This is a genomic window from Sulfuriferula sp. AH1 (assembly GCF_002162035.1).
GTDB lineage: Bacteria > Pseudomonadota > Gammaproteobacteria > Burkholderiales > Sulfuriferulaceae > Sulfuriferula.
In genome coordinates this window covers 1,151,771-1,169,034 of record NZ_CP021138.1, presented here as the reverse complement: position 1 = coordinate 1,169,034, position 17,264 = coordinate 1,151,771, and the positions used below count along the sequence as shown (strand labels likewise).

Sequence of the window (17,264 nt, the reverse complement as noted above, 5' to 3'; positions counted from 1 at the left end):
ATGCCGGCGATTGATTCTGCACGAGTTATAGCAGGCGCCCCCATAACCGCGACCCCCACTCCTTTATCCGCAGCAGCGGCGATCTGTGCTTCCAGCTTTCGAGCTTGATTTCATCGGAGGCCGCGAGATCATGGGCAAAAGCCGCCTGCATCTGCTTGCCGAATTCACGTCCCAGTATCACCGCATTGATTTCATCGTTGTCCAGTGCACTGCGCCAATCAAGGTTACTGGACCCGACGCAGGACCAGACGCCATCGACCAGAACGGTTTTGGCATGCAGCAGCGAGCCGCGCCGTTCATAGATTTTTACGCCGCCCTCCAGCAATTCCTGGTAATGCGAGCGGCCGGCATAAAATACGATCGCCGAATCGGAATGGCTGGGCAGAAGCAGCCTGACATCGACACCGCGAGCAGAGGCGTTGAGCAAGGCCTGGACGAGCTGCGGATCGGGCACAAAATAGGCGTTGGTAATATAAACCTGTTTTTCTGCATTATCGATCGCCGATATCAGCGTCAGGTACATCTGGTTGTACGGATCGTCCGGCGAACTGCCGATTGCGCGTACGATTTCCTTACCTTGCGGAGTGACGATGGGGAAATAATCATTTGGCGCCAGCGGCTTGCCATGCTGCTTATTCCAGGTTTCCATAAACAGTTTCTGAAATTCACCGACCGCAGGGCCGTCGATTTCAATATCGGTATCACGCCACCCGGTTTTTGGGTCCGTTTTGCCGCGGCTTCTTCTGAAAAAGGAACCCGTCGAATAAACGCTGCTGATGTTGATACCGCCAAGAAATGCCCTGCGCCCATCCACTATCAGCAGTTTGCGATGATCGCGATGGTTGAGCGCCCAGGATTTTCTTGCCAACAACGGGTTGACCGGATTAAATTCGAGCACCTGAACACCGGCTTTAATCAGGCGATCAAAGAATGCCTTGTCCGTACCGAATGCGCCGACACTGTCGTAGATAACGTTTACCTGCACGCCATGCGCCTGCCGTTCAAGCAGCAGATTGGCGAATTGCTGCCCCACCTCGCCATCTTCGATGATGTAGGATTCCATATTGATATTGTCTTTGGCATTGCGAATGGCAGCGAACATCGCCTGATATGTGGCGGGACCGTCCTGCAGCAATGTGACCTGGTTTCCGGTTATCAGCGGCCTGCCGACAATTTGCTGTTCAAGCGTGATCTGCTTGTCGAGGATATCCAGATCGCCGGAAGTATGCTTGAGTTTCGCCAGGATGGCCGCACTCTGATGATTTGAAAGCGGGCCCATCGCATTCTCGAAATGCGCCGCCTGAACAGCATAACGCTTGGTCAGGAACTGCGTATCGGGCAGCGTCGCGCAACTCGCCACCATCAGCAACCAGCCCGCCGTGAACGCAATTTTGACAGTGTTAGCCAGCATCGTCTGCACCTCAAAAAGTGAACAGCATGGCCCCAACCGCCAGCGCCATCATCAGCGTCGCCAGCCACCCCAGCAGTTTCAGTCTGGCGGAAATAACGAACTGGCCCATGATCTCTGAACGCGTCGCCATCAGCATCATCACCACCATGATCGGGACGGAAATCACGCCGTTTATGACCGCGCTCCAATACAAGGCCTTGATCGGGTCGAGCGTGGTAAAACCCAACGCGATGCCGATCAGGGTGGAAACGGCAATGATGCCGTAAAATTGCTTCGCCCTCATCGGCTTGCGCTCGAGGCTGGCTTTCCATCTGAACGCCCCCGCCATCGCGTAGGCGGAAGATCCTGCCAGAACCGGGATCGCCAGCATTCCGGTGCCGATGATGCCAGCGCTGAACAGCATGAATGCAAAATCACCGGCGATCGGTCGCAGCGCCGTTGCGGCCTGCGCCGATGTCTGAATATCGGTTATCCCGTGCTGATTAAGCGTCACCGCCGTAGTCAGGATAATGAAGAAAGCAACCAGATTGGAGAAACCCATGCCGATGTAAGTGTCTATCTTGATGCGTTTAAGATTGACTTTGGCCTGACTCGGCGCCCTTATCAAGGGGCGCGCCCGGGTATCCATCAATTGATCTTCGACTTCCTGAGATGCCTGCCAGAAGAATAGATAAGGGCTGATGGTGGTGCCGAATACGGCCACGACAGTGGTAATGTACTCCTGCTTCCATGACAAATCCGGTCTGACTATGCTGCCCAGCACCCGCGACCATGCAATATCCACGACAAACACCGTGGCCACATACACCAGCAAGGACAAGGTAAGCCATTTGAGAAGGCGAACATAACGTCGATAAGGAATGAACATCTGCAACAACAACGAGATGACGCCAAACGCCACCGCATACAATTGCGCCGGGCCACCCATGATCAATTTCAAAGCTTCGCCCATCGCGGAAACATCCGCTGCAATATTGATCGTGTTGGCGATCAATAACAATCCGACCACGCAATACAAAAGCCAGGCCGGATAATGGTTACGAATATTAGTGGCGAGGCCATGCCCGCTGACCCGCCCTATTCTGGCGCTCACTACCTGTATGCCGACCATCAGGGGATAGGTGAATAGCACCGTCCACAGCATATTGAAACCGAACTGCGCGCCTGCTTGCGAATAGGTCGCAATACCGCTGGGGTCGTCATCCGCTGCGCCGGTGATGAGCCCGGGGCCGAGCTTTTTCAGCCATGACTGCTCCGAGTCCTGCGAAACGGTTTTCACGTTGGGCACGATGCTCTCCTGATTGATTGTCGTTACATTAGCTTATATCGATGAGCGTGACATGCTTTTCCTGTTTAAGGAAGCATGACAGGTTCGCAAATTTGGCAATGTGCTATACCGAACAGACGAAGACCGATATTTCCGAGCAAACTGAATTTGCGAACTTTTTCGTAAAACAATCGTGTAAACGACCACAAGGAGAAGTGACATGAAGAAAATGACCTCATTCCATAAAGTTTCGTTAGGTACCCTCTTGATTGCCAGCGGTTTGTCTGTCGGTTTCACGGGTTCAGCCTATGCCGCTTCCGATGATGCGTCTGCACCGCAGGCGCATAGCGATAGCGTGGGTGCCGCGATCAGCGACACAGCGATTACCGCCAAAGTGAAAGCCCGATTAATAAGCGAATCCAGTCTCAAGAACTCAAAAATCAGCGTCACTACCACCAATGGCGTAGTGACGCTCACCGGCTCGGCCAGCGATGAAAAGGCAAAATCCCTGGCCGAGGCCAGAACCAAAGTAGTTGAAGGGGTCAAGAGCGTCGACAATGCCCTGCAAACACCGGGTAACAACAAGAGCGGGGTCAGGACCAAACGCATCGTATCCGATAGCTGGATCACCACCAAGGTGAAATCCGAATTGCTTGCCGACAGCCTCAGCAAAGGCATGGATGTAAGCGTGGAGACCATACACGGCGTGGTGATGCTGAAAGGCACATTGGCAAACCAAGATGCCATCGATCACGTCAAGGATCTCGCCGGCAAAGTGTATGGCGTCAAAAGCGTGGATGCCTCCCAGCTCAAAGTCGATGGCAAATAAACCGGACTGAATCTGCGCGGTGTGGCACGACCTGCCTCTTTCCATTTTATCCTCGCGGGCAGGGTGCTCGTACACCGCCGCAGATCAAGGGAAATACAGGCAATATCCCTTGCCAATAATGTATTTTTGACAGAGCCGGGTCCATGGTCTATACCTAAATAACACCAGCGCCGAATAAGAATTGCAAGACGTTTGAGATCAAGGGTCTGTCATTCTTGCCATCCCTGGCTTTTCGTCCCATGCCTCTTCCGAACATCACAACTGCGGCAATATTTTCCTTCAAGCTCGACGCCAGAGGTCAAAGACCGCCACAGTCATGGAACGATTTTCGTTCACACACAATGCAGTTCCTGGCGCGGGTAATAAATAATGAGCCTAAACGACTGTAAATAGCGATCGTTGATTAAAAGGAGGACCGAAAAATGCGCTACCGCCTGATTGCGTTATCCATCTTGTTTAGCCCGCTACTTCCCGTGCCCGTCCACGCCGAAGTCAGTATCAGTATCGGTATCAACATGCCTGCCTATCCCCGACTGGTTCTTGTGCCGGGCTACCCTGTCTATTATGACCCTTACGCAAGTTCCAATTACTTTTTTTATGACGGCATGTACTGGGTATACCAAGACGACAACTGGTATGCCAGCTATTGGTATAATGGTCCATGGGATTGGGTAGCGCCGGAATATATGCCATTATTTGTGCTGCGCATTCCAGTTCGCTATTACCGCCGCCCTCCACCCTATTTCTACGGTTGGCATCCCGATGCCCCGCCGCTCTGGGGCAGATACTGGGGACCTGATTGGGAAGAGCATCACAGAGGCTGGGATCATTGGGATCGCCGCGCCATCCCACCTCCCGCACCGCTACCGGTATATCAACGCGAATATTCAGGAAACCGTTACCCCCGCGAGAGAGAGGAACAACGTTCAATTCAATCCCGGCATTACCGTTATCAGCCTCGCGAAGATGTAATTCAACAACATTCCCCATTACATGCGACACCTGAACAACAACGCCAGTATGAACAGCGCCACGATCAACAAATGCAGCGGGAACTATCGCGGCGGCAGGATCAGCAACACCAGCAGGAACAATTGCAACGCCAGAACCAGCAACGCCAGCAGGAACAGTCGCAACGCCAGAACCAGCAACGCCAGCAGGAACAGTCGCAACGCCAGAACCAGCAACGCCAGCAGGAACAGTCGCAACGCCAGAACCAGCAACACCAGCAGGAACAATTGCAACGCCAGAACCAGCAACACCAGCAGGAACAGTTGCAACGCCAGAACCAGCAACACCAGCAGGAACAATTGCAACGCCAGAACCAGCAACACCAGCAGGAACAGTTGCAACGCCAGAACCAGCAACACCAGCAGGAACAATAAAACCGCAGAAACAAGGGGGCACAATGCACGGGATATCCCCGCGCATTGCATGCGGCTATCCGTCCTCCAGACCCCATGCTTACTTATGGCCGTATCAGATTCTTCCTGTGTTCGCTATCGTACGGACTATCTCCAGGCTCACGCCGATAATGAATCAACAGTTGCTAATTTGGTATCCATGCATAGATGACGTTCTTCATAACTTTGACATGCAACCAAACAACCTGTTTTTTTATCACTATTTGGAGGAACTACTCATGGCCAATCGCAATACACTCACTGAAACCGATTTTTCAGAGGTTACCAAAGAGCAGTTGATCGCCGATTTCAAAACGGTAATGGCCGATGCCGAAGCGCTCATCAAGGCGACAGCAAATCAAGGTGGCGATGCGCTCGCATCAGTGCGTGCCAAAGCCGAACAATCTATCGCCCTGGCTAAATCCCAGATAAAAGATACCGAAGCCGCATTGCTCGCCCGCACCAAAGCGGCAGCACAAGCGACCGATGTCTACGTTCATGAGAATCCCTGGCAAGCAATAGGAATTTCCGTTGGCATGGGGCTGCTTATCGGTTTTATCATGGGGCGCCGCTAGGTCCAAGTGCATGAATGAAGGTATGCATGCTGACAGCAAAGGGCTATTCGAGTCTTTCAAGGTGCTGGCTGCAAGTCTGATTGCCATTACCCATACCCGGCTCGATCTGTTATCGACGGATGTGGAGGAAGATCGCGATCGGTTGATAGCGATACTCGTACTGCTGCTGATTGCGCTGTTCTGTTTTGGTTTGGGAATCGTCTTGCTAGCGGTTTTGATTGCAGTCGCGTTCCAGGATAGCTATCAACTGTTGATACTGAGCGGCCTTACCGGAATCTTCCTGCTTGCGGGGGCGGCAATAATCGGCTTTATGCTGCAACGGCGCAAGGCCAAGCCACGGCTATTTGCGGCAAGCTTGGCAGAATTAGCCAAAGACGTTCAACAACTGAGGCAACGGCCATGAGCAAGAAACTAACGCAATTAGTTGCACGGCGTCAGTATCTGGTGGCCGCGACAGCCAACCAACGTGCCCGGTTTGCGCAAAATGCCCAATCTTGGCGTGCCCCCTTGGCGCGCATGGATCGCGGCATAGCAGCGTTTCATTACATCAGACGCCATCCTGCCCTGCTCGGGGGAATTTCACTCATTATCGCAGTGCTACGCCCTCAGCACAGAGGCAAATGGCTAAAGATAGGTCTGCTTGGGTGGCAACTCGGGCGCAAACTGCTCAAGAACCGAACGCATTACCGCCAGTTTTTAAGAATGTAACAGTTGTATGAAATGCCTCTCGATCAAATCACGCTAATCAAGAGGCATCGTAGATTTATCATTCAGAACGAAGGAGAACAATCATGACCTTACCAAATCGTTTCGCAGCCATTTTTTCTGCACTTTTACTGGTTTCCGTAGTGGGCTGCGCATCGACGCCAAAACATGAGGGAACTGGCCAATATATGGATGACACCGTCATCACCACCAAAGTCAAAACAGCCATTTTCAATGAACCTACTTTGAAGTCGACCGAGATTAACGTTGAAACCTACAAAGGTACAGTGCAATTAAGCGGTTTCGTTAATTCACGCGCTGACATGAAGAAGGCGGTGGAGGTCGCCCGCAGTGTGGAAGGCGTCGTCGCCGTTAAAGATCAGATGCAACTCAAGTAACATGGCTTAAGACCTTCCATGCAAACCAATATCTCGGCAGCATGGAAGGTACCGCCTTACCCTTTCAGGCGCCAGCCATCCCTACTCCGCCCGCGCAGCCTTCCAGCAGGAAAGTCAGACCGACTATCAGCACCAGTTTTCCTTCCGCAGAATGCGCGGTTCCGGTAATGCCGGTTACGGCAAGCGCTGTCAGTGGTTTGATCACCAGATCTGCCGTACCGTCTACAGCTCCTACCGCAAGGATATAAGGCTGTGGCGCTGCGATAACGACACCGACACGTTCTTCTCCCGGCACATAGCCCAGCACACCAGCCAGAGAAAACACGGGCAATGGGCGCCCCTGATCGTAGAATACCGGGGCTCCGGCAACGGCCATGAAGCTTTCCGGCAATTCCACCACCCGTTCCACTATTCCCATGGGCATGCCCAGCACGGCATCTGCGGTACTGACCAGCATGGTCGGCACAATGGAAAGTTCGATTGGCAGGCGAATGGAGAAGCGCGTACCCCGGCCCAAAGCCGAATCGATATAGATCGTGCCGCGATGTTTTTCGACGGCGGTCTTCACGACGTCCATGCCTACCCCACGACCGGACACGCTCGACGCGACTTCCTTGGTGGAAAAACCAGGCAGAAAAACCAGTTGAAATGCCGCTTCATCAGTCTGGGCAGCAGATTCATGAATAAGTCCTTTGGCGATCGCTTTTTCGCGCAGCACTTGCGGATTCATGCCTTTACCGTCATCCGCCAGCTCGATGATGACGCTATTGGCTTCCTGCCAGGCTTTCAGGGAAATTACCGATTTCGCCGGCTTGCCGGCAGCAGTACGCTCGGCCGGCAATTCGATACCATGATCCAGCGAATTACGCAGCATGTGTACCAGTGGATCGTACAGGCTATCGACGACCACTCTGTCCACTTCGGTTTCGGCTCCTTCGATATTCAAATCCACTTCCTTGCCCAATTCCTTGGCAAGCTCGCGTACCAGTCGCGGAAATTTCTGAAATAATCGGCCAACCGGCTGCATGCGGGTTGCAAGGGTCGCCCGTTGCAATTCAGCGGAATAACGCGAAGCCCGTCCCAGCGTTTCCGCAAGCTTTTCCATCAGCCCCGAGGCCGCATCTTCGAATTTATATTGCAAGAGTTTTTCCAGCAGCACACTGGCCTGATTGGCTGCCTGCATCGACTCGCCCGCCACTTCGAGCAACGCATCAAGCTTGATCGCATCCACACGAATGCTGTCCTCTTTGACGGGAGCCGTTATTTTAGTTTCCTTGCTATTTTCGCCGCGGCGTTCTGCCCCGTCCCAGGAGTTTGCCGCTGCCGGGACCGCCTGTGCAACAGGTACGGCAATCTCGTCGCCGCCGGGAACGATGGCCCGATACAGCGCCGCCCAATCGACCCCGCCTTCGGACCTATTATTCGTATCTGCGGCATGAGCGGGATTCACTGCGGCATTGCCTTCAATCGCGTCAGTCAGTATCTTTTCCAGGATTTCCGGCATCGCTGGCAAATTATCGGGCGCCGTACCGTTAGCCAGCTTGGTAAGCTGATCCTCGACAAAGCCGCTCGCCTGCAGCGCGGATTCGATTGCCAACGGCGTGACGGGAATCTGGCACGTTCTGAGCGCATCGAACAGATTTTCGGTCAGATGACAGGCTGATACCATCGCCGGCAAGCCCATAAAACCGGCGCCGCCTTTAATGGTATGAAATGATCTGAATACCGCATTCAAGGTATCCATGTCTTCCGGGTTTCGCTCCAGACTAAGCAGGAGCGCTTCTACGTTTGTCGCGAGATCCAGGGCCTCGACGACAAAGTCTTTTAGCATATCATCCATTAGAATCCCAAGTCTGCCAATAAGTCATCCACATCATCTTGCTGCATTGCTGATGCAGGTACAGCCGGGCCTGCCATTAAATCAACGGGCTTGTCTTTTTCCTTTCCCTTCTCTTTTTCCTTGAATTCTGCCGGGGCGTTATCGCGCAACAGCTGAGCCAGTTCGATCTCCAGTTTTTGCGAGATCGTAATGACTTTTTTGATGATCTGCCCGGTTATATCCTGAAAATCCTGCGCCATCATGATATCCATCAAACGCGCTTTTTCTGCTTCAGTCGCACTGGCAACCCTGGTGGCGAACTGCCTGGAATCGCCTGCCAGCACCTTGAATTCCTCAATGCTCAATTTCCCTGCGAATAGCAATGTCCAGCCAGTATCAATTTCTTTGGCGCTTTTCAATAACTCGTCCTGCACTGGCATGCCTTCATCAATCGCATTCAGCACTTTGTTTGCGGCTTGTTCCGTCAGGGTCGCTACATACTCAAGACGGCTTTTCGAATCAGTAATTTCTTCCGCGACTTCAGCCAATGTGCGGTCATAGCCTAATTCGTTAAGAGAATCATGCAATTGTCTGACAATGGCGCCCAGCCGGTCAAACATCGGGATGTCGGCCTGATTTTCCTGAATCACATCAGGGGAAGCCTCGCCGTACGGCGACAACTCGGCGAAAGTGATTGTCTGAGCAGTAACCTCAGTGCGCTGCGAAGAAATTTCATCAAATAATGCTTCAAGATCATCATTGGTGTTGCCCATCATCCGTGCTTCTCCATATTTTTTGAGCTTTTCACCCTAACTGGTGGTAATAAAGGGATTTACGACATAACCAGATACCGCAATTATCACTGATACAGCAACTTCTCTGTCTGGCTTTTTAACATAAAATACCTGTAATTTCGGCGTTTTTCCTGCCTGCTGTTTTTGCTGCATGCTTATCAAGCGGCCAGTTTACAGGTTACCGTAAATTTACCGTATTTGAATTAAATTATCATGCAATAGATACATGCGCCCTTATGCTGCTGGAAATAAAGCAACAAATTTGTCCGCAGAAACAGGGCGACTGAACAGATATCCCTGAATTTCATCGCAGCCATAATTTCTGAGGAAAGCCAGCTGGATTTCAGTTTCTACCCCCTCGGCGATGACTGTAAGCTGCAAAGTATGGCCCAGCTGGATAATCGCTTTAACAATCGCATCGTCTCCCTGGTCGTCCACTAAATCACGTACAAAAGACTGATCGATCTTGATCTTGTTTACCGCCAACTGCTTCAAATAAGACAAACTGGAATAGCCTGTCCCGAAATCGTCAATCGATAGCTTTACCCCCATTCTTTTCAGGGTTTGCAGCGTTTTCATGGTCATGTCGATGTCCTGCAGCAGGATGGATTCCGTCAACTCCAGCTCCAGACAATTCGCCGGCAATCCTGACCGCGCCAGCGCATCGGACACAGTATCCAGAATATTACCGCGCTTGAACTGTATTGCGGAAAGATTAACGGCGATCACCAAATCGGGCAGGCCTTTTTCTCGCCAGAGCCGAGCTTGCCGACAAGCCTCATAGAGGATCCATTCACCCAATGGAATGATCAGGCCGCTACGCTCAGCCAGCGGAATGAACTTGGCAGGGGAAACCAAGCCCATTTCCGGATGTTGCCAGCGTACCAGGGCTTCTGCCCCGACAATACGCCCGCTGGCGATATCGACCTGAGGCTGGTAATAGAGGATGAACTCCTGCTGTTTCAAAGCATTACGCAATTGGCCCTGCATTTGCATCTGCTCTATGGCATCCGTATTCATTTTTTGCGCATAAAATCGATAAGCATTACGTCCGCTGTCCTTGGCCTGATACAACGCAGTATCCGCGCGCTTGAATAACGTCTCGAATTCGATGCCATCATCGGGAAACAGGCTGATACCCACACTGAATGAAGTGCTGATGGTGTAACCCTCGATCACAAACGCATCGGTAAAAGCCTCGATAATTTTTTGCGCAACGTCTCCTGCCGCATTCACATCATGCACATCGCTGAGCAAGATAACGAATTCGTCACCGCCCTGACGGCTGATCGTATCGGTATCGCGAATACAGCTTTTCAAGCGCTCTACTACCTGGAGCAGCACCTGGTCGCCAAAATTGTGACCCAGGCTATCATTGATATGCTTGAAGTTATCCAGGTCGAGGAAGAGCATCGCCACTTTGTTGCCATCACGTTGTGCAAGCACTACGGCCTGATCGAAGCGATCACGCAACAACAGGTAATTGGGCAAGTGGGTAAGCGAATCATGCTGCGCCAGAAACACCAGCTTTTCTTCCGCCGCTTCGCCTTCAGCGCGCATACGCAAGGTTTCGATACCAAAAGCCAGGTCGCTGGCAAGCTCTTCCAGCAATTTCACTTCTTCCGGACTGAACGCATCCGTATCCTGTGAATAGATGGCGAGCGCACCCAATATGTGTTTTTTGCCCGGCATCGGCAGCGCAATGCTGGAGTGATAGCCGCGCTGAATGGCTGCATCCCGCCAAGGCAGCATTCTGGGATTGGACAAGTAATCCTGATTGACTTCGGTAGCCCCTGTTCTTATCGCGGTTCCGGTAGGGCCGCGTCCCCGTTCTGCGTCAGCCCAGGTGACGTTCATCTGCTCCAGATAACCATGTTCGTAACCGAATTGCGCTACCGGGCGCACGGTCTTTGCTTCATCCTGTTCGGCATATCCTACCCATACCATCATATAGCCTCCGGTTTGCACGATAAGCTGACAGATATCCGCCAGCAACTTATGCTCTTCCTCGGCATGTACCAATGCCATGTTGCAGTCACTCAACAGTCGCAACGCGCGGTTAAGCCGATTCTGGATTTTTTCAGCCTCTTTGCGTTCAGTTACATCGAACACAATCGAACGTGACATAACAAAAACGCCATTACTGTCTCTGACAGCGGTCGCGCTCAGCAGAACCGGAATCAGTGTTCCGTCTTTGCGGATAAATTCGTAGTCCAGATTCTTGACCTCGTCGTGCGCCTTGAAATCGGGATAATTTTGCTGAAAAGTCCGCAGGCTGTCAGGGGTAAGCAGATTCTGGAAATTCATCTTGCCGACCACTGCATCCCGCGTATAACCAAGCCACGCCAACTCCGTATTATTCATGCGCACAATCAGACCGTCCGCATCCAGCGAGTGGTAACCGCAGGGGGCGTTGTTATACAGATCCTCGATTTCCAGATAGGATTTTTGCAGCGTATCTTCCGCCAGTTTGCGCTCGGTGATATCGATAAAAGAGCCGATATAGCCCATAAACCGACTCTGATCGTCATAGCGAGGTACGGCGGACCCCAACGTCCAACGGAATTCACCGTCATGCCGTTTAAGCCGGCATTCAAGCTGAAATGGCTGACGCTGATCGAATGCCGTGGTGTAAATCCGAATGCACCTAGCCGCATCATCGGGATGCAGACTAGCCAGCCAGCCTTTGCCAATCTCCTCTTCCAGACTCCGCCCGGTGAAATCGAGCCAGCCTTTATTGCACCAGCTACAATGTTTATCGCTATCCGATAACCAGATAAACACAGGTGCGGAATCAGCCATCGCCCTGAACCGGGTTTCACTTTCCTTCAACTCTCGCGTCATTTGTTCCGCAAGGATCAGAGCACGCGAACGACCATTCGCCAACAGCCAGGTAATCAAGGCCAGCAACAAACTGGCGCCGATACCCGCCCACATAATGAATACCACCTTGTAACTCTTCAGTCTGGATTCGAAACTCGGCAGTGAACTCACCGTCACCGTCCAGCGATGTCCGGCAACATCAATGTGCTGAACCGATTGAAACGCACGCGGTATTATTGAAGAAGTAAAACTCAATTGCTTGTTCGAGTCGTACATCCGGCTTTGTGGCGAAAGCACTTCACCGTCGTAGATTTCGAGATCCAATGCCGCATTGATCTCACCGAAATGTTTGCCCAATACGCCCTTCATCAACTCATTCATGCGGAATGGCGAGTACACCCATCCTGCCAGGTTGGCGCGACGTTGTGACAGCGTTTCATAGGGTGCACCGTGCCGATAGACCGGCATATACATCAGAAACCCGGCCTGCGTGTCCATATCGGTTTCCTGCACCAGCCTCACTTTTCCGGAGATGCTGATATTGTTTTCGTCGCGCGCGCGTTCCATCGCAGCCCGGCGTACCGGCTCGGAAAACATGTCATAACCGAAGGCGCGCTGATTGCGCCAGTTGAAAGGCTCGAGGTAAATGATACTGGTATAGACGCTGCGCTCACCAGCAGGCCGGATAGCATAGTCCGGAAAGCCTTGCTTGCGGATCGCCTCGATATGCACGGCTTTATCATGAGACATGATTAATTGGGAGTAGCCTACCCCTTGCACCCCGGGAAAGCTTTGTTCCAGTTTGAGAGCAGCGACGTATTTGGCGAACTCATCACGTTCAATCGATTGCGAGGCAGCGAATAATCCTGCCGTACCTCGCAGCAGCTGTTCATAGTCATTCAAACGGTTTTCAATATTGCCGAAAATCTCCTTGACGCGAAAATCAAACACTTTTTGCAGTGCATTTTTAGCCTCGGTACGCGCCTCGTACTGAATTGCATAAGTAATGACAAGACCAATGCCCAAAATTATCCACGGTAAAAACCGGGCAAACGCAAAACTCGTTCTGGATGCAGAATCTCCGGCACGCATCGAACTCTCCCCTAAGCAAGCAATACGGATTTGACTATTGTCTTATAGGATGCATTGTAAATGCACTTATTTTGCAGACAAAAAGGTATTGATAATATAAATATCAAATTATTAACCGCATATCGTTTATGCATACCGGCTTGAAAAATGGATTGAAAGGATCTCGACATTGCAATCGGGCTGGCGCCGAGCAGAGTTCCATTCCGGCAATGAAACAAAATCGGTCTGTCGGCAAGCGATCAGTGCCGCCGCTGATACCGGCCGATCAATTCTGCATGACCGAGAACATGACCTTGCATGGCCTTTTCCAGAATCGCTTTGGCAGGTTCATGCATGTCCGGCAGCACCCTATCCAGCGCATACAACTTATGAAAGTAACGATGAGTGCCGATAGGCGGACAGGGGCCGCCATAACCGGTACGCTGCCAATCGTTCATCCCCTGCAACGTGCCTGGCGGCAGCTCTTTTACCGCCACGCCTTCAGTCAGCCTGCTGACGCCGGGCGGAATATTGTATAGCACCCAATGCACCCAGGTTCCTTTAGGTGCTGCGGGGTCCGGCGCATCAGGGTCATCCATGATCAGCACCAGACTCCTGGTTCCGCTGGGCAGCGCCGTCCAGGCAAGCGGGGGAGAAATACCCAGGTCATCGCACGTATAGCGAGCAGGGATCAGACCATTGGAAGAAAAGGCTGCGGAAGTAATCGCCATGGACATAGCAGTACCCGTTCTTTCATCAGAAGAAAAATCCGCCGCAGTTGCCTCAACTCCCCAAATAAAAACCAGCAGCAGGATTACCGGCCTCTCGCATTTCAACCGCGATTTGCACGGCTCTCAGGAAACCGCAATCGTCTTGCTCGATTCGGCACCGCCTTTTGGCAAACGCACCATGAGCACGCCATTCCGGTAACTGGCGACCGCCCTGTCAGTATCTACATTGCGCGGCAGCGCAATCGTACGTTGAAATGAACCGTAAGCCCGTTCCATGACATGGTAAGTGCTTTCATTCGTCTCCCGCTCAAAACGTTTTTCCCCGCTCAGATAGAGCGTGTTGCCTTCGATCGTGATGTGGCAATCTTCTTTCTGCATGCCAGGAAGCTCTACCCGAACAACCAGTTCCTTATCGGTTTCCTCAACCTCCCCCGCCAGCAAACTCCAGCGTGGGAAACTGGCGAGCATGCTGTGCGCCGCCTCTTCTTCAGCCTTATTACGGGAAAAATGCGTGAGCGATTCGTTGCTGCGGCTGAGCAATTCACGCCACCCATCCGACAGGTTCTCCCATGCCCGGCCAATTTCACGGCTAATGTTTCTGCTCGCCTGTTTCAAAGTATTCAGCATGATGCATCTCCTGATCTGGTCATCTGGATGCGAGTTGCCTGTATCGGGAAGCGCAAAGCGCTACCGCGACAGCCAAGCACACCATCCACTCAATGAAACCCCTGCAACGGTTTCAAGGCAGGGCCATAAAAATGTTCGCGCGTAAAAGGGTAAGGCAAACTGCCGTCAGCCAGCGGTTTGCCTGCGAGGATCTGGAACAGCGACATCCATCCGCGCTCGAACGCATGAGCCGATCCACCCATGTATATCTGCCATATGCGGTATTTTTTCTCGCCTATTAATTGCTTCGCTTCATCTCGCCGCGCTTCCAGCCGATCGACCCAATGCCAAAGCGTTTTGGCATAATGCGGACGCAGACTTTCGGTATCCACGCATTCCAGATTCTGCTGCGACATGGCCTCGATCACATTGGAGACATGCACCAGCTCACCGCCTGGAAAAACATATTGCTCAACGAACTCGCTGATACCGCTACCCAAGCCATCAGTACCGAGATTAGCCGCAGTGATGCCATGATTCAGCACCAGCCCGCCGGGCGTCAACAAGCGAAATATCTTGCCAAAATAATGCGGCAGATTTTTCCTGCCTACATGTTCAAACATACCCACAGATGCAATCTTGTCATACTGTTCCGTCTCCGGCATGTCGCGATAATCCATTAATCGCACATCACAGCGGCCCTGAAGTCCCCGCTTGATTATCTCCGCACGCACATGCTCATACTGATTCTCGCTGAGGGTAATGCCCGTTGCCTGCACCCCGTAATTTTCTGCCGCCCAGAAGAACAAACCGCCCCAACCGCAACCGATATCCAGAAACCGTTCGCCCGGTCTTAAATCAAGCTTGCGGCAAATATGGTCGAGCTTTTGCTCCTGAGCCAGGTCGAGACTGTCATCGGCATGTTTGAAATACCCGCAGGAATACACCAATCGCTTATCCAGCCACAACGCATAAAAATCATCGGACACGTCATAGTGATAACTGATATTTTTGCTGTTACTCTGCCGCGGATGCAACAGCCAGCTCAAATTCATCCGGTTCTTTCGATCGATACAGGAGCCGGCATCGCATAGCACTTCACCAAGTCGAATAATGTCGCGTATATCGCCTTCCAGATCGATTTGCTGTTCGACATAATTTTGGGCGAGCTTACCCAGAGTAGGATTAGCCAGAGAACCGAGAACCTGTGGCGAGCGCACAGAAAGTTTGACTTTAAACGGATTGCCCAGGTGCAACTCACGCTCACCCCAGAAATTGATGCTGACCGGCAAAACCCGATAACGTAATTTCCGTTCCACCAGGTTTAACATTTGTGTACGCAACATACTTAAACTCTCCTCTGACTCGACTTCTGAATTTATTGCAGTAAATAAATAGAGATAGCCGCCTGCATGCAGGTCGCCTTGCCGGAGATACCCAACAGCAAGCGAAGACTCGCGTCGGCCGAAAACACCCGATTGAAAAGGCGCTACATTATTTGAAACGGCCGGCAATCTGATCCAGCGTCCTTTGCATCTCATCCCACGCTTTTTCCGTACCGCCTTTCAAATCTTCCCATACATCTCCGACCCGGGCACCCAATTCCTGCATTTTGGCCTGAACTGCATCACGCTTTTTCGTCAATATCTCAAACTGCTTCTCATAATCGGCTCTGAGGTCTGCTCTGGCGCCTTGCGCCTTGACTTTCAGATCGGCGATTCTGAGATCCCATTCATGGATCTGCGTTTCCAGTTCTTGCTGAAAGGCCTGCTTTAATGCGGTTGGCGATGCCTTGGCTGTGCGCTTTGGCGTTTGCAGCACACGGTCAATTTCCGCCTCCGCCTCCAGCCAGTCCTGCGCAGTATCGCCAGAAACGAAACCACGTTTCTCCGCCCGGAAGTAAGCCGCCTTGGCAATCATCTGATAACGCTCTTCAGGCGTAACGACATTCTTCGTGGCACGAGGCTTGCTTGCAGACTGGGATTTTGGTTTAACGGCGGATTTCGCCGCAGCCGCAGGTTTGGATTTAGCTGCGGATGAGGATTTAATTTCGGTTTTGGACTTAACTGCAGCCGGGGGTTTGGCTGCCGGTTTTGATTTAACCTCGGGTTTTGATTTAACTACCGGGGCTGACTTGGCTGTAGGCATCGCGATTACTCCTGTCGTTTATAAAACCTAAAATAAATTAATGAGCGGTATGCGGTACAACATGGCTGTACCGAGTTATCATTTTTTCATTACATCGATTAACCGATTGCATTCTTGCTTACGCTTATCCGCTTGGCCTGCATGCCTTCTGCAGCCAGCTCCTCAATAAAGCGCACCTCAAGTCCAGGTTTAAGCTGACTAAAGTCGATATTCACCAGGTTCTCGCGGCTAAAATATAACTCCTGGCCATCTGCAGTCTGAATGAAGCCACACCCATCCTCATCAAACAAACGCGCAATGCGCCCCTGAAATTCCGGCTCATGCACTTTGACCTGACCGCTCTGCTTGCGGTTATAGTCCTCCAGCTGGCGTTTGGCCGCATCGAAAGAGTCGCGCAAGGCCACATAGATATCCTGGTCGTGAATACGATTCACCACGATCTCGCTGCCGGGAACGGTGATATCGATGCGGATATTGAACTCTTTGCCCTGATGTTTATGTTTACCCGGCATTTCTACCGTAACGCGGCACGACATGATGTGCGGATGCGCACGGTTGAGTTTCTCCGCTTTTTCACGGATGGTGGCCTCCACCGCTTCAGAACTCGGGATATCACGGAGCGTAATTTGAAGCGGAATTTTCATGATTAACCCCTCTATTAAATTTGCACCTTCACGAGCAGAT

The 17,264-nt window shown here is 51.9% G+C and carries 17 protein-coding genes; 6 read left to right on the top strand and 11 right to left on the bottom strand.

The window, feature by feature from the left end:
• Nucleotides 1–25: 25 nt before the first annotated feature.
• Nucleotides 26–1,411 (bottom strand): cardiolipin synthase, encoded by a 1,386-nt coding sequence (gene cls, locus CAP31_RS06040; protein WP_087446710.1) that lies wholly within the window; start codon nt 1,409–1,411, stop codon nt 26–28.
• 10 nt (nt 1,412–1,421) lie between these two features.
• Complete coding sequence (locus CAP31_RS06035; RefSeq protein WP_223247391.1) at nt 1,422–2,699, bottom strand: NRAMP family divalent metal transporter; 1,278 nt, start codon at nt 2,697–2,699, stop codon at nt 1,422–1,424.
• A 199-nt stretch (nt 2,700–2,898) separates the two neighbouring features.
• Here CAP31_RS06035 and CAP31_RS06030 point away from each other — a divergent pair, with 199 nt between their 5' ends.
• Complete coding sequence (locus CAP31_RS06030; protein WP_223247390.1) at nt 2,899–3,507, top strand: BON domain-containing protein; 609 nt, start codon at nt 2,899–2,901, stop codon at nt 3,505–3,507.
• A gap of 1,055 nt (nt 3,508–4,562) precedes the next feature.
• Here CAP31_RS06030 and CAP31_RS14775 read toward each other — a convergent pair.
• Nucleotides 4,563–4,943 (bottom strand): hypothetical protein, encoded by a 381-nt coding sequence (locus CAP31_RS14775; protein ID WP_157662671.1) that lies wholly within the window; start codon nt 4,941–4,943, stop codon nt 4,563–4,565.
• Nucleotides 4,944–5,041: 98 nt separating this feature from the next.
• Between CAP31_RS14775 and CAP31_RS06015 the strand changes: the two genes are divergently transcribed.
• The 4 genes from CAP31_RS06015 (at nt 5,042) to CAP31_RS06000 (ending at nt 6,588) form a co-directional block, all read left to right on the top strand.
• Nucleotides 5,042–5,485, top strand: a complete 444-nt coding sequence (locus tag CAP31_RS06015) for a YqjD family protein (RefSeq protein WP_369802448.1) — start codon at nt 5,042–5,044, stop codon at nt 5,483–5,485.
• A 10-nt stretch (nt 5,486–5,495) separates the two neighbouring features.
• Nucleotides 5,496–5,888 carry a phage holin family protein gene (locus tag CAP31_RS06010; protein WP_087446707.1) on the top strand — a complete coding sequence of 131 codons (393 nt, stop codon included), beginning with the start codon at nt 5,496–5,498 and terminating at the stop codon, nt 5,886–5,888.
• Nucleotides 5,885–6,193: a YqjK-like family protein gene (locus CAP31_RS06005; RefSeq protein WP_087446706.1), complete on the top strand. Its 309-nt coding sequence runs from the start codon at nt 5,885–5,887 to the stop codon at nt 6,191–6,193. The genes CAP31_RS06010 and CAP31_RS06005 overlap by 4 nt, the downstream gene beginning before the upstream one ends.
• A gap of 83 nt (nt 6,194–6,276) precedes the next feature.
• On the top strand, nt 6,277–6,588 hold the full coding sequence (locus CAP31_RS06000; RefSeq protein WP_087446705.1) for a BON domain-containing protein: 312 nt from the start codon (nt 6,277–6,279) through the stop codon (nt 6,586–6,588).
• A 64-nt stretch (nt 6,589–6,652) separates the two neighbouring features.
• On the opposite strand, the gene CAP31_RS05995 is transcribed toward CAP31_RS06000, so the two are convergent.
• From CAP31_RS05995 to CAP31_RS05965, 7 genes are all read right to left on the bottom strand, one after another.
• A complete protein-coding gene (locus CAP31_RS05995; protein WP_087446704.1) occupies nt 6,653–8,428 on the bottom strand; it encodes a chemotaxis protein CheA in 1,776 nt (591 codons plus the stop codon).
• Complete coding sequence (locus CAP31_RS05990) at nt 8,428–9,183, bottom strand: protein phosphatase CheZ (protein ID WP_223247389.1); 756 nt, start codon at nt 9,181–9,183, stop codon at nt 8,428–8,430. The genes CAP31_RS05995 and CAP31_RS05990 overlap by 1 nt, the downstream gene beginning before the upstream one ends.
• 252 nt (nt 9,184–9,435) lie before the next feature.
• Complete coding sequence (locus CAP31_RS05985) at nt 9,436–13,116, bottom strand: EAL domain-containing protein (RefSeq protein WP_087446703.1); 3,681 nt, start codon at nt 13,114–13,116, stop codon at nt 9,436–9,438.
• Nucleotides 13,117–13,355: 239 nt separating this feature from the next.
• Entirely contained in the window at nt 13,356–13,832 is a 477-nt protein-coding gene (locus CAP31_RS05980) for a YbhB/YbcL family Raf kinase inhibitor-like protein (RefSeq protein ID WP_087446702.1), read from the bottom strand.
• A 117-nt stretch (nt 13,833–13,949) separates the two neighbouring features.
• Nucleotides 13,950–14,453 (bottom strand): Hsp20/alpha crystallin family protein, encoded by a 504-nt coding sequence (locus CAP31_RS05975; protein WP_087446701.1) that lies wholly within the window; start codon nt 14,451–14,453, stop codon nt 13,950–13,952.
• An 89-nt stretch (nt 14,454–14,542) separates the two neighbouring features.
• A complete protein-coding gene (locus CAP31_RS05970; protein WP_087446700.1) occupies nt 14,543–15,778 on the bottom strand; it encodes a class I SAM-dependent methyltransferase in 1,236 nt (411 codons plus the stop codon).
• 148 nt (nt 15,779–15,926) lie between these two features.
• Nucleotides 15,927–16,352 carry a DUF2934 domain-containing protein gene (locus tag CAP31_RS05965; RefSeq protein ID WP_157662670.1) on the bottom strand — a complete coding sequence of 142 codons (426 nt, stop codon included), beginning with the start codon at nt 16,350–16,352 and terminating at the stop codon, nt 15,927–15,929.
• 46 nt (nt 16,353–16,398) lie between these two features.
• Between CAP31_RS05965 and CAP31_RS14770 the strand changes: the two genes are divergently transcribed.
• Entirely contained in the window at nt 16,399–16,611 is a 213-nt protein-coding gene (locus CAP31_RS14770) for a hypothetical protein (protein ID WP_157662669.1), read from the top strand.
• 67 nt (nt 16,612–16,678) lie between these two features.
• Here CAP31_RS14770 and CAP31_RS05960 read toward each other — a convergent pair whose 3' ends face one another.
• Entirely contained in the window at nt 16,679–17,224 is a 546-nt protein-coding gene (locus CAP31_RS05960; RefSeq protein ID WP_087446698.1) for an HPF/RaiA family ribosome-associated protein, read from the bottom strand.
• Nucleotides 17,225–17,264 lie beyond the last annotated feature (40 nt).